We start from the raw sequence: 12,131 nt of genomic DNA on the forward strand, positions 1-12,131 counted from the left end.
TCGGATATCTTGTGGCTCCCATGCCGCCCGACAAACGCGATGCCCTCGCCGCGGTGGAGCGGCTCACCCGCTCCTGTGAGGCGGTGCTGGACGCATCCGTGGTCTCCGTGATCGTTCACGGATCTCTGACGCTGGACGACTTCCAGCCGGGCCGGAGCGACCTCGACCTGCTGCTCGTCGTGGACGACGCCCTGTCCACCCCGGAGACCGAATCCCTGGTGAGCGTGGTGCGCGACGCCGACCCCGGCCCGGCGGGCGGGATCGACCTGACCGTGGTCACCCGAGAGGCTGCTGCGGCAGTCGCAGATCGCCCCTGCTTGGAGCTGCATGTCGGGCCGCTACCCCGGACTGTCACCGGACCTGGAGATCGACGAACGCGAAGACCACGTGCCCGACCTGTGGCCCGAGCTGTCCATGGCCAGGGCGGACGGTAGGGCCCTCCGAGGCAAAGAACCACGCGAGGTCATCGGCGAGGTGCCGAAGGGCTTGGTGCGAGACCGCGGCCGCCACTGGCTCACCGTGTGGCTCCGTCTCACCGATGACGACGCGAACGCCGTCCTCATGGTCCTGACCGCCTGCCGGATCTGGCGGTTCGCGACCGAAGGTGTGCACTGCGGCAAGTCAGCCGCGGGACGCTGGGCCCTGGAGCGCGACCCATCGCTGGTCGCCGTCGAACAGGCCCTGTCGGAACGACTCGGGGCTCCGCACACGCCCTTCGACCGCGACGAGATCCGGAGAGTACTGGTGACCGTTCTCGAGAAGGTCTGAGTCAGCCGCGCACTCACCCGATGAGGGCGTCGAACTCGCGCCGGACGATCCAGTAGCACTGGCACGCCAGCGCCTCGAGGCCGAGGCGGTCCTCGACGTGCATGACCCCGCGCGCGTAGGTGACCAGACCCCGGTCCTGGAGTCGGCGGGCGATCTGGGAAACCGTCTGCCGTCGGGATCCGAGCATCTGGGCCAGGAACTGCTGGGTGATCGGGAAAGTGTCGTTGTCCACGCGGTCGTGGGTGGTGAGCAGCCATCGTGCGCTTCGCTGCTCGACGTCGTGCGTGCCGTTGCAGACCACGTTCTGGGCCACCTGGACCATGGTCGCCTGCGTCAGCCGGTTGAGCAGGGCATGCAGGGTGCCGTCGTCGCTGAGCAGGGCGCGGAGCGAGTCGGCATCCAGTCGTGCCGCCTGACCCGGGATCTGGCAGAAGGCGGAGTGCGGACTCGTCGCCGCACCCAGGAAGAGGGGAAGGCCGGCCATGCCCTCGGGCCCGGTGGTGGCCACCTCGATCACGACGCGGTCGTCGGCCACCGCGACCATCGAGTACACGCACCCCAACGGGAAGTAGACGTGCGTGATGGGCTCTCCGGGCTCGAACACCTGCTGACGGATCTCGGCGTCCACGATGTCCGCCCGCTCGCGCAAGCGCTCGAATTCCTCGTCGGGCAGCTGTCGGATGATCGCGTTGCGGCGCAGCAGTTCCGCGGTTCCCATGGTTCCTCCCATGCCGGAAGGTTGCTGGTACCCGCTGCCGGCGATCCCTATGTCACCCACGTGACACAGCGGGTACGTTGGAGACGTGGGTATCCGACAAGGCCGTCCGGCGAGTCGCTTCGACCTCGTCGTCATGGTCACCTCGCTCGGCGGGTTCCGATCCGCGGCGTCGGTGCTGAACGGTCTTCCGGGCAACTTCCCGCTGCCGGTGATCCTGTTGCAGCACGGTCGCCGGTCGGACCGCCCCGGACAGCTGGCGGCTCTCTTGCAGCAGCACACGGACCTTCCGGTGCGAACGGCGGACCACCACGACGTGGCGTCGCGACCGGGTGTCACCGTCATCCCCCACGGCTGGACTGCCCAGCTCGACTCGGCGTACCGCCTCGAGCTCACGCCGGCCGAGCGGGGCGCGGGCGGTGACCTCCTGCTCTCCAGCGCCGCGAAGGCCGCCGGCCCGCGACTGATCGGCGTCATCCTCACCGGTCTGCTCCGCGACGGCAGCGAGGGTGTCCGCGCGGTCAAGCGTCACGGCGGCCGGGTGCTGGTCGAGGACCCGGTCACGGCCCGCGCCGGAGCCATGCCCAGCAGTGCGCTCGCCACCGGATGCGTCGACTTCGCGCTGCCCAACACCCGTCTCGCGTCGGCGCTGATCGCCCTTGCCCTGGCGCCCGGGGGCGCCGAGCTGTTCACGGTGCCCACACCCGCCTGGGCCTCCCTCGGCGCCTGATACGCCGTCAGTCGGCGTCGTCGGGCTCGTCCCGGAGGCGGCTGACGAGCACGCTCTCGATCTTGTTACGCCGTCCCGCGGCGGCCTCGGCGAAGAAGCGGAGGCCGTGGGCCTCGACGTGAGATCCCGGGATCGGGACGCGGCCGAGGTGCTTGGCCATCAGCCCGAGCACGGAGTCGACGTCCTCCTCCTCGACCTCGAAGCCGAAGAGCTCGTCGAGATCGTCGATCGGGAACCGCGAGGAGACGCGGACCGTCCCATCGCCCAGGGCCGCGGTCTCCACCTGCTCGGCGTCGTACTCGTCGGTGATCTCGCCGACGATCTCCTCCAGCAGGTCCTCGATGGTGACCAACCCGGCCGTGCCGCCGTACTCGTCGACGACGACCGCGATGTGCTGCCGCGAGGCCTGCATCTCCGAGAGCAGCGCGTCGACCGGCTTGGACTCCGGCACGTAGAGGGCCGGCCGCATCACCTCGTCGACGCGCTGGGTGAACTCCACGTCCGGGTCCTCGAAGTCACGCCGGACGACGTCCTTGAGGTAGGCGAAGCCGACGATGTCGTCGAGGTTCTCCTCGATCACCGGCACCCGTGAGAAGCCCGAGCGCAGGAACAGCGACAACGCCTGGCGGAGGTTCTTGTGCCGCTCGATGTAGACCACGTCGCCGCGCGGCACCATCACCTCGCGGGCGATGGTGTCGCCGAACTCGAAGACCGAGTGGATCATCGCCCGCTCGCCCGACTCGATCACCGCCGACGCCTCGGCATAGTCGACCAGCTCACGCAGCTCGGTCTCGGTCGAGAACGGTCCGCTGCGGAAGCCGCGGCCCGGGGTGATCGCGTTTCCGACCAGGATCAGCAGCTGCGGGATCGGCCCGAGCACCCGGGTCGCGAAGGTGAGGATGGTCGCGGCCACGGGGGCGACCCGGTCGGAGTGCTGCCGGCCCAGGGTGCGCGGCGCGACGCCGACCACGACGAACGACGCCACCAGCATCACGCCGACCGTCGTCAGCACGGTCGGCCAGCGCGACCCGCCGTACCAGGTCAGGACGACGAGCGTGAGCAGCACGGCGGCGCCGGTCTCGCACAACAGCCGGAGCAGGATCGCGGTGTTGAGGTAGCGCGGTCGGTCGTCCAGCAGCGTGACCAGGCGCCGGGCACCGGCCCGGCCCTCACCGACCAGCTCCTCCGCACGTGCGCGGGAGTACGACGTGAGCGAGGCGTCGGCCGCGGAGAACACGCCGGCCAGCACGACGAGCGCACCGGCCCCGACGAGCTCGGCCGCGTCGCTCACCAGCGACTCACGGCTTCGAGCGCCAGGCGGCGAGCAGCTGGTCCTGGAGCCCGAACATCTCCCGGTGCTCCTCCGGCTCGGCATGGTCGTAGCCGAGCAGGTGCAGGATGCCGTGCACCGTCAGCAGCTCGATCTCGGCCTCGGTGCCGTGGCCGGCGGTGGCGCCCTGCTTCTCGGCGACCGCCGGACAGAGCACCAGGTCGCCCAGCACGCCCTCCTCGGGCTCCTCGTTGACCAGGCCCGGCCGCAGCTCGTCCATCGGGAAGGCGAGCACGTCGGTCGGCCCCTCCTTCTCCATCCACTGCTCGTTGAGCGCCGAGATCGTCGGCTCGTCGACAGCCTTGATGCAGAGCTCGGCGAGCGGGTGGACGCGCATCCGGTCCATCACGAACCGACTCAGCGCCGCGAGCCGGTTGACGTCGACGTCGACGCCCGACTCGTTGAGCACCTCGATGCTCATCAGTCGGAACGGCCGGTGACCCGCGGCTGCCGAGCGTCGTACTCGTCGTACGCCGCCACGATCTTGCCCACGAGCTTGTGCCGCACCACGTCGTGGGCGGTGAGCCGCTGGAAGGACACGTCGTCCAGCTCGTTCAGGATGCCCTCGACCACGCGCAGCCCGGACCTCACGCCGTTCGGAAGGTCGACCTGCGTCACGTCGCCGGTCACGACGATCTTGGAGCCGAAGCCGAGCCGGGTGAGGAACATCTTCATCTGCTCGGGCGAGGTGTTCTGCGCCTCGTCGAGGATGATGAACGAGTCGTTGAGCGACCGGCCGCGCATGAACGCCAACGGCGCCACCTCGATCGTCCCGGCAGCCAGCAGCTTCGGGATCGAGTCGGGGTCGACCATGTCGTGCAGCGCGTCGTAGAGCGGCCGCAGGTAGGGGTCGATCTTCTCGCTGAGGGTGCCGGGCAGGAAGCCGAGCCGCTCCCCCGCCTCCACGGCCGGGCGGGTCAGGATGATCCGGTTGACCCGCTTGGCCTGCAGCGCCTGCACGGCCTTGGCCATCGCCAGGTAGGTCTTGCCGGTGCCGGCCGGGCCGATGCCGAAGGTGATCGTGTGCTTGTCGATGGAGTCGACGTAGCGCTTCTGGTTGAGCGTCTTGGGCCGGATCGAGCGGCCCCGGTTGCTCAGGATGTTCAGCGACAGCACGTCGGCCGGCCGCTCGGTGGTCTCGGCGCGGAGCATCGACAGCACCCGCTCGACGGTCTCGGTGGTGATCCCCTGTCCGGAGCGGATCAGCGTCACCAGCTCGTCGAGCAGCCGCTCGGCCAGCGCGACCTCGCCCTGCTCGCCCTCGAGCGTGATCCGGTTGCCGCGTACGTGCACCTGGAGGTCGAAGGAGCGCTCGATGAGGGTGAGGTGATCGTCACCCGGTCCGAGCAGGCGGACCATGTCGATGCTGCCGGGCACCACGACGGTGTGTCGGGTGCCCTGCTGTTCCTCGGTCTGTTGGCTCTCTGTCATGAGGGTTCCATGCTACGGGCGGCCACCCCCACGCACCCAACGCTTTGGCCCGGACAGCCGCGCGTGAGACTCGTCGTCAGCCGGGTGGCCACGCCTGCGGCCGTCCCGCCAGTACGTGCAGGTGGGCGTGGAAGACCGACTGCCCCGCCTCCTCGCCGGTGTTGAATACGAGCCGGTAGCTGTCGTGTCCCGCGTCGGTCGCGACCCCGCGCGCCACGCGCACCAGCTCCGCCACCGTCGCCGGCTCGACGTCGGCGAGCTCTCCGACGTCGGCGACGTGCGCGCGCGGGACGACGAGCACGTGCAGTGGGGCCTGCGGGTTGAGGTCGCGGAACGCCAGCGCGGTCTCGGTCTCGGCGACGACGTCGGCGGGGATCTCGCCCGCCACGATCTTGCAGAAGATGCAGTCGGCCACGCGCCACATGCTCGCACGGAATCTTGCGCAGAAGCCCGGTAAACCCGCGGCAGCGGGCCCGCGTGCTACTACCGTGATCGGACATGCGGAGGTCCGGCTGATGGCTCCCACCCGGAGCCGCCCGACCGGTTGGAGCGCCGACGACGCGCTCGAGCTGCTGTACGCCGCCCATTGGCGCCAGCTGGTCCGCCTCGCCGTGCTCCTGGTCCGCGACGTCGGCACCGCCGAGGAGATCGTGCAGGACTGCTTCATCGCCGTGCACGCCAAGTGGAACCGCCTGCACGACCCGGACAAGGCACTGGCCTACCTCCGGCAGAGCGTCGTCAACCGCTCGCGCTCGCACCTCCGGCACCTCGCCGTGGTCCGGCGACACGCGGATCAGGAGCGCCGACCGGAGCCTCTCACCGGCGCCGACCGCGGAGCGGACGACCATGCGCGTCGTGCCGCCGTCCTCGACGCACTCCGCCGCCTGCCCCGCCGGCAGCGGGAGGTGCTCGCCCTGCGCTACTACCTCGACCTCTCCGAGGCCGACATCGCGGAGACGCTCGGGATCAGCCGCGGCGCCGTGAAGAGCCACGCCTCGCGTGGCGCCGCCGCCCTTCGCGCCGAGCTCGGCGCGGAGCTGGAGGAGACCCGATGACCGACCCTCTCGACGACGACGCCCGGCTGCGACGGCTGCTGTCCGACGCGGTCTCCGACATCGAGCCCGACAACCGGCTCGACGAGCTGCGCGCGTCGGTCCACCCCAATCCGAAGGTGGTCCCCATGGCTCGATCCCGCTCCTGGTACGCCGCCACCGGCATCGTCGCCACCGCCGCCGTGATCGGTGTGGTCGCCTACGTCGCCTCGATGGCCATCGACAAGAACACGAGCGTCGGCCCTGCGACCGACCCCCACGCCACCCTCCACTCATCGGTCGCGACGGCCACCGACACGGCGGCCTCGAGGTCGCCGTCACCGAGCGTCTCCGCGACCAAGGCGTACGCCGTCTACTACGCCGGCACGGACCCGCGCGGCGAGCCGGTGCTCTACCGGGAGTTCCACCGGGGACCGGCCTCGACGCCGGCCGGCGTACTTCCCCTCGACGACCTCCAGGCCACCCCGCTGGACCCCGACTACACGACGGCCTGGCAGGCCGGCTGGCTGAAGGACGCGAAGGCCAACCCGAACGCCGGCGTGATCTTCGTGACCCCGTCGCGCGCCGTCCCTGCCCGCCGTCCCGCTGGGATGACGGCGGACCAGGCCAGGATCGCGATCCAGCAGGTCGTGTACACGCTGCAAGGCGCCTTCGCGACCCGGATGCCGGTGCTGTTCGTCCGGCACGGCACCCCGGTGCCCCGCGTGCTCGGCGTCTCGACGTCGGAACCGGTCGAGCAGGGCAAGGTGCTCGAGACCTGCTCCCGCGTCAACATCTCTGACCCGAACGAGGGTGACGCGGTCTCCGGCAAGCTGGTCGTCCGGGGGGTGAACAACGCCTTCGAGGGGACCGTCGTGGTCTACCTGGAACGGAACGGGAAGAAGTACCTGCTCCAGCCGACGATCGGCGGGATGGGCGGCAACCGCCTGTGGCCGTGGACGGTCACGTTGGACACGTCGAAGGTGTCGCCCGGCAGCTACACCCTGGTCGCCCGCAACGACGACCCGTCCGGGAGGGGCCGGTTCGAGACGGACACCCGGGTCATCACCGTGAAGTAGCCACCGTCATCCCCATCGTGGCGTCCGCGCCAGCAGTGCGGACACCGCCGCGACGCCGGCGGTGGACGTGCGGAGCACCTCCGCACCGAGGCGTACGACGTGCGCGCCGGCCGCGCGGAACGTCGCGAGCTCCTCGTCGGTGAGCCCGCCCTCGGGGCCGACCACGACCACGATCGTTCCGGTGCCCGGCAGCTCGGCACCCGGCAGCGGCTGGTCGCCGTCCTCGTGCAGGACGAGCGCCAGGTCGGCGGTGGCGAGCAGACTCATCACCTCGTCGGTGGACGCGAGGTCGGCGACCTCCGGGAACCACGCCCGGCGTGACTGCTTGGCCGCCTCTCGCGCGGTCGAGCGCCACCGCGCGACGCCCTTCGCGGCCCGCTCTCCACGCCAGACGGCGACCGATCGGCTCGCCGCCCACGGCACGATCGTCTCCACACCGATCTCGGTGAGCACCTCGACGGCGAGCTCTCCCCGGTCGCCCTTGGGCAGTGCCTGGACGACGGTGAACGACGGCGTCGGAGGCTCGTGGCTGTCGACCTCCTCCGCAACCACCACCATCCGGCGCTTGCCGGTCTCGGACACGGTGCCGGTGACGGTCGTGCCCCGGCCGTCGGTCAGGACCACCCGCTCGTCCGCACGGACACGGCGTACTGCCACGGCGTGGTGCGCCTCGTCGCCGTCGACCTCGACCCGGTCGCCACGGCGAGTGCCCGCGAGCGACTCCACCCAGTGGACCGGAAGTGTCATCCGTGCCTGTTGGGCGGTCCGTTGAAGGCGTCGCGGATGCGGCCGAAGACGGACCCGGACGACCTGCCGGGCCCGAGCCGCCCGTCGGGCTTCTCCTCTCCCCGGATCGCCGCCAGCTCGCGCAACAGCTCCTCCTGCCGCGGGTCGAGGCGCGTGGGCGTCTCGACCACCACGGTGACGACCAGGTCACCGCGGCCGCCGCGGAGCCCCGGCACCCCACGGCCCCGGAACGTGTGCTCGCTGCCCGACTGGGTGCCCGGCCGGACGTCCAGCTCGAACGACGTCTCCACGCCGGTGCCGGCGCCCGACTCGGTGTCGGCCTCGAGCGTGGGCAGGGTCAGCGTGGTGCCGAGCGCGGCCGCCGTCATCGGCACGGTCACCGTGCAGTGGAGTGTCGTGCCCTCGCGGGTGAACACGTCGTGCGGCGCGACGTGCACCTCGACGTACAGGTCGCCAGCCGGGCCTCCCCCTGCGCCGACCTCACCCTGACCGGCCAGCTGCACGCGGGTGCCGGTGTCGACGCCGGCCGGGATCTTGACCGTGATCGAACGCCGGGCTCGGACGCGGCCGTCGCCGGAGCACTCACGGCACGGGTCCGGGATCAGCGTGCCATAGCCCCGGCACGCCGAGCACGGGCGGAGGGTGCGGATCTCGCCGAGGAACGACCGCTGCACGTGCGCGACCTCGCCGCTGCCTCGGCAGGTCTCGCACGGCACCGGATGGGTGCCGGGCGCGGTGCCCTCGCCGTTGCACGTCGTACACACGACTGCGGTGTCGACCTTGAGCTCGCGGGAGACGCCGAACGCCGCCTCGGACAGCGAGACCTCCATCCGGATCAGCGCGTCCTGCCCGCGGTGGACGCGCGGCCGCGGACCGCGTCCCTGCGCGCCGGCCTGGCCGCCGAAGAAGGCGTCCATGATGTCGGTGAAGGAGAAGCCCGCACCGAACCCGCCGGCGGCGCCGAAGACGTCGCCACCCCGGTCGTACGCCGCGCGCTTCTGCGGGTCGCTGAGCACCTCGTAGGCGCGCGACACCTCCTTGAACCGCTCCTGTGTCTCGGGGTCGGGGTTGACGTCGGGGTGGAGCTGGCGTGCGAGGCGTCGGTACGCCTTCTTGATCGTGTCGGCGTCGGCGTCTCGCGAGACGCCGAGCAGCTCGTACAGATCGTGTTCGGGAGTCATCGGTCGGGAAAGCTCCTAGGCCTCGTCGAGGATGCGGGAGACGTAGCGGGCGACCGCTCGCACCGCGGCCATCGTGCCCGGGTAGTCCATGCGGGTGGGGCCGACGACCCCGAGGTTGCCGACCGCCTCGTCGCCCGGGCCGTACCCGGTCGAGACGACGCTGGTGCTCGCGAACTGCTGGTAGGGGCCCTCGTGGCCGATCCGGACCGTCACCATGCCGCCGGTCTGGGCCTCGCCGAGCAGCTTGAGCAGCACCACGTGCTCCTCGAGGGCCTCGAGGAGCGGCCGGACCGAGAGCTCGAAGCTGTCGCCGAACCTGGCCAGGTTCGCCGCACCTCCGACGGCCACGCGCTCGGAGCCCCGCTGGTCGGACATGGCCTCGACGAGGACGTCGACGACCGCCGCCTGGACACCGTCGTGGCCCGGCGCCACCTCCAGGGAGCTGAGCTCGGTGATCGCCTCGGCGATGGTGCGGCCGTTGACGGCAGCCGCCAGCCGGCCGCGGAGCCCGGCGACGTCGTCGTCCTCCACGGGTACGTCGAGGTCGAGAAGCCGCTGCTCCACGCGACCGGAGCTGAGGATCAGGATCACCATCAGCCGGACCGGGGTCAGCGACACCAGCTCGACGTGGCGGACGGTGGAGCGGGAGAGCGTGGGGTACTGCACGATCGCGACCTGGTGGGTCAGCTGGGCCAGCAGCCGCACCGACCGCTGGACCACGTCGTCGAGGTCGACGGCACCGTCGAGGATCGTGGCGATGGCCCGCTTCTCGGCGTTGCTCATCGGCTTGATCGTGGTCAACCGGTCGACGAAGAGCCGGTAGCCCTTGTCGGTCGGGATGCGGCCGGCGCTGGTGTGGGGCTGGGTGATCAGCCCCTCCTCCTCCAGCGCGGCCATGTCGTTGCGGACCGTCGCCGGCGAGACGCCCAGCCCGTGCCGCTCCACCAGGGCCTTGGAGCCCACCGGCTCCTGCGTCGAGACGTAGTCCTCGACGATCGCCCGGAGTACGGCGAGGCGGCGTTCGTCCTGCATCGCCACCTCCTGCGGCCTCGTCGTTGGCACTCACCGTCCCGGAGTGCCAATGTTACTAGGCTGACGGCGTGGCGCGATTCCGCGAGGTGGCCGACCGGGTCTGGGTGGCCCGGCAGGAGTGGTACGACCTCAACGTGATCCTGGTCCGGGGAGCGACCGGACTGGTCGTCGTGGACACCCAGGCGTCGGCGCGGGCGGCGCGGACGATCGTCGGGGACGTGCGGGCGCTCGGGATCGGCGACGTCACGGCCGTCGTCAACACCCATGAGCACTTCGACCACACCTTCGGCAACGGCGCCTTCCGGGCGGCGTACGGCGAGATCCCGATCCACGCCCACGAGATCGCCGCCGAGCGGACCGTGGAGGCCGGCGAGCGGGTCCGGAAGCTCTTCGCCGAGGACACCGACGACCCGCACCGCGACGAGGTGCTCGAGACCGAGATCGTGGTCGCCGACCGGACGTTCTCCTCGGTCAAGGTCCTCGACCTCGGCGACCGGCAGGTCGAGCTGGCCCACCCCGGCCGCGGCCACACCGCGGGTGACGCGGTGATCCGGGTGCCGGATGCGGACGTCCTGCTGGCCGGGGACCTGGTCGAGGAGAGCGCCCCACCGGCGTACGGCGTCGACTGCCATCCGCTGGACTGGCCCGGCACCCTCGACGTGGTGCTCAACCTCGTCGGCCGCGACACGGTCGTCGTCCCGGGGCACGGGGCGCTCGTCGACCGCGACTTCGTCGAGCAGCAACGTCAGGACGTCGCGATCACCGCGCAGACCATCCGCGACCTGGCCGCATCCGGCATCCCCGTCGAACGCGCGCTGGACGAGGGCGAGTGGCCCTTCCCGCGGGAGGGACTTGCGCACGCCGTGGACCGCGGGTACGCCCAGCTGCCGCCGGGCGGGCGCGCCCTGCCGCTGGCCTGATAGAACGGTCGGATGAGCGAGCAGACGTCCGAGTCATCCGAGCATCCGCGCGACGTGACCGACGAGGAGCTCCCCGACGACGTGCGGCCGAGCGAGGACAACCCGCTCGCCGAGCCCGCCGCGGAGGACGTCCCCGACGACCTCCTGAAGGAGACGCACGAGGAGACCTCGGGCTCGGAGTCCGACGACTCCGACTCCGACTCCGACTCCGAGGGCTGACCCGGCGCGCCTCGACGCCCGGGTGCGGCGCGGCTCCTAGCGTGGGCCGGTGCCCCCGGACCGCTACGGACCAGACGTGCTCGCCTCCGACTGGACCGCTCCCGTCCGCGGTCGCGCCACTCCGGCCGAAGCGACCCTCGGCCTGGTGCTCGAGGAGGTCACGACGGACTTCTGCGGCGAGATCGTCGCCGTCGACCGCGACCTCGGGACGCTCACCCTGGAGGACCGCCGCGGTCGCCGGCGCGGTTTCCCGTTGGGTCCGGGCTTCCTGCTCGAGGGCCGGCCGGTCGTGCTGACGGCGCCGGTCACCGGCACGGCGCCGGCCGCGCCACGGCGTACCGCATCGGGATCGCTGGCCGTGCCCGACGCCCGGGCCCGGGTGGCGCGCGCGAGCCGGATCTTCGTCGAGGGTCGGCACGATGCCGAGCTGGTCGAGAAGGTATGGGGCGACGACCTGCGGGTCGAGGGCGTCGTCGTCGAGCACCTCGGGGGCGTCGACGACCTGGTGGCCGCTCTCCGCGACTTCGGACCCGGTCCCGGGCGACGGGTCGGGGTACTGGTCGACCACCTGGTCCCGGGCTCGAAGGAGAGCCGCACCGCCGAGGACGTACGCCGCTCGGAGATGGGGCCGCACGTGCTCGTCGTCGGCCACCCGTTCGTCGACGTCTGGGCCGGTGTGAAGCCCGAGCGGCTCGGTCTCTCCGCGTGGCCGGTCGTGCCGCGCGACGTGGAGTGGAAGCACGGCGTGTGCGCCGCCCTCGGCTGGCCGCACGCCGACCAGGCCGACATCGCCCGCGCCTGGCGGCAGATCCTGTCGCGCGTCACGTCGTACGCCGACTGCGAACCTGCCCTGCTCGGCCGCGTCGAGGAGCTGATCGACTTCGTCACCGGCGGATGACCGATCGGTCAGACTTCTCCCGAATCGCCGCGGGCCGGCCCCGCCGGGAC

16 protein-coding genes are annotated in these 12,131 nt (G+C 71.4%); 8 read left to right on the forward strand and 8 right to left on the reverse strand.

The genetic code is table 11. The features are described 5' to 3' along the window. Positions 1–20: 20 nt before the first annotated feature. Positions 21–434, forward strand: coding sequence for a nucleotidyltransferase domain-containing protein (locus VGK78_RS20385; protein ID WP_414690685.1), 414 nt, complete (start codon positions 21–23; stop codon positions 432–434). Continuing rightward, a complete protein-coding gene (locus VGK78_RS14265) occupies positions 328–768 on the forward strand; it encodes an aminoglycoside adenylyltransferase domain-containing protein (RefSeq protein ID WP_331528332.1) in 441 nt (146 codons plus the stop codon). The genes VGK78_RS20385 and VGK78_RS14265 overlap by 107 nt, the downstream gene beginning before the upstream one ends. A gap of 13 nt (positions 769–781) precedes the next feature. Here the strand turns inward: VGK78_RS14265 and VGK78_RS14270 are convergent, their stop codons facing one another. Further along, complete coding sequence (locus VGK78_RS14270; protein ID WP_331528333.1) at positions 782–1,486, reverse strand: Crp/Fnr family transcriptional regulator; 705 nt, start codon at positions 1,484–1,486, stop codon at positions 782–784. An 85-nt stretch (positions 1,487–1,571) separates the two neighbouring features. Between VGK78_RS14270 and VGK78_RS14275 the strand changes: the two genes are divergently transcribed. Next, complete coding sequence (locus tag VGK78_RS14275) at positions 1,572–2,213, forward strand: chemotaxis protein CheB (protein WP_331528334.1); 642 nt, start codon at positions 1,572–1,574, stop codon at positions 2,211–2,213. A 7-nt stretch (positions 2,214–2,220) separates the two neighbouring features. On the opposite strand, the gene VGK78_RS14280 is transcribed toward VGK78_RS14275, so the two are convergent. The 4 genes from VGK78_RS14280 to VGK78_RS14295 form a co-directional block, all read right to left on the reverse strand. Beyond that, positions 2,221–3,504 (reverse strand): hemolysin family protein, encoded by a 1,284-nt coding sequence (locus VGK78_RS14280; RefSeq protein WP_331528335.1) that lies wholly within the window; start codon positions 3,502–3,504, stop codon positions 2,221–2,223. 7 nt (positions 3,505–3,511) lie between these two features. Then, positions 3,512–3,964, reverse strand: coding sequence for an rRNA maturation RNase YbeY (gene ybeY, locus VGK78_RS14285; protein ID WP_331528336.1), 453 nt, complete (start codon positions 3,962–3,964; stop codon positions 3,512–3,514). Beyond that, positions 3,964–4,974, reverse strand: a complete 1,011-nt coding sequence (locus VGK78_RS14290; RefSeq protein WP_331528337.1) for a PhoH family protein — start codon at positions 4,972–4,974, stop codon at positions 3,964–3,966. Before VGK78_RS14290 ends, ybeY begins: the two co-directional genes overlap by 1 nt. 76 nt (positions 4,975–5,050) lie before the next feature. Next, positions 5,051–5,398 (reverse strand): histidine triad nucleotide-binding protein, encoded by a 348-nt coding sequence (locus tag VGK78_RS14295; protein WP_414690686.1) that lies wholly within the window; start codon positions 5,396–5,398, stop codon positions 5,051–5,053. A gap of 91 nt (positions 5,399–5,489) precedes the next feature. Here VGK78_RS14295 and VGK78_RS14300 point away from each other — a divergent pair, with 91 nt between their 5' ends. Together VGK78_RS14300 and VGK78_RS14305 are read left to right on the forward strand one after the other, a co-directional pair. Next, positions 5,490–6,029: a SigE family RNA polymerase sigma factor gene (locus tag VGK78_RS14300; protein ID WP_331528339.1), complete on the forward strand. Its 540-nt coding sequence runs from the start codon at positions 5,490–5,492 to the stop codon at positions 6,027–6,029. Next, entirely contained in the window at positions 6,026–7,084 is a 1,059-nt protein-coding gene (locus VGK78_RS14305) for a Gmad2 immunoglobulin-like domain-containing protein (protein WP_331528340.1), read from the forward strand. The genes VGK78_RS14300 and VGK78_RS14305 overlap by 4 nt, the downstream gene beginning before the upstream one ends. 6 nt (positions 7,085–7,090) lie before the next feature. Here VGK78_RS14305 and VGK78_RS14310 read toward each other — a convergent pair whose 3' ends face one another. Genes VGK78_RS14310 through hrcA form a run of 3 tightly spaced genes read right to left on the reverse strand, consistent with a single transcriptional unit; the run spans position 7,091 to position 10,044 of the window. Then, entirely contained in the window at positions 7,091–7,831 is a 741-nt protein-coding gene (locus VGK78_RS14310; protein WP_331528342.1) for a 16S rRNA (uracil(1498)-N(3))-methyltransferase, read from the reverse strand. Continuing rightward, positions 7,828–9,012, reverse strand: coding sequence for a molecular chaperone DnaJ (gene dnaJ / locus VGK78_RS14315; protein ID WP_331528344.1), 1,185 nt, complete (start codon positions 9,010–9,012; stop codon positions 7,828–7,830). The genes VGK78_RS14310 and dnaJ overlap by 4 nt, the downstream gene beginning before the upstream one ends. Positions 9,013–9,027: 15 nt before the next feature. Continuing rightward, entirely contained in the window at positions 9,028–10,044 is a 1,017-nt protein-coding gene (gene hrcA / locus VGK78_RS14320) for a heat-inducible transcriptional repressor HrcA (RefSeq protein ID WP_331528384.1), read from the reverse strand. Between the two features lie 68 nt (positions 10,045–10,112). Here hrcA and VGK78_RS14325 point away from each other — a divergent pair, with 68 nt between their 5' ends. From VGK78_RS14325 to VGK78_RS14335, 3 genes are read left to right on the forward strand one after another with little or no spacing between them, the layout of a single operon-like run. Next, positions 10,113–10,964, forward strand: coding sequence for an MBL fold metallo-hydrolase (locus VGK78_RS14325; RefSeq protein WP_331528345.1), 852 nt, complete (start codon positions 10,113–10,115; stop codon positions 10,962–10,964). 12 nt (positions 10,965–10,976) lie between these two features. Beyond that, on the forward strand, positions 10,977–11,183 hold the full coding sequence (locus VGK78_RS14330) for a hypothetical protein (protein ID WP_331528346.1): 207 nt from the start codon (positions 10,977–10,979) through the stop codon (positions 11,181–11,183). Between the two features lie 49 nt (positions 11,184–11,232). Then, positions 11,233–12,081, forward strand: a complete 849-nt coding sequence (locus tag VGK78_RS14335; RefSeq protein WP_331528347.1) for a DUF3097 domain-containing protein — start codon at positions 11,233–11,235, stop codon at positions 12,079–12,081. Positions 12,082–12,131 lie beyond the last annotated feature (50 nt).

Source organism: Nocardioides sp. (assembly GCF_036503465.1).
In the GTDB taxonomy this organism is placed as follows: Bacteria; Actinomycetota; Actinomycetes; order Propionibacteriales; family Nocardioidaceae; genus Nocardioides.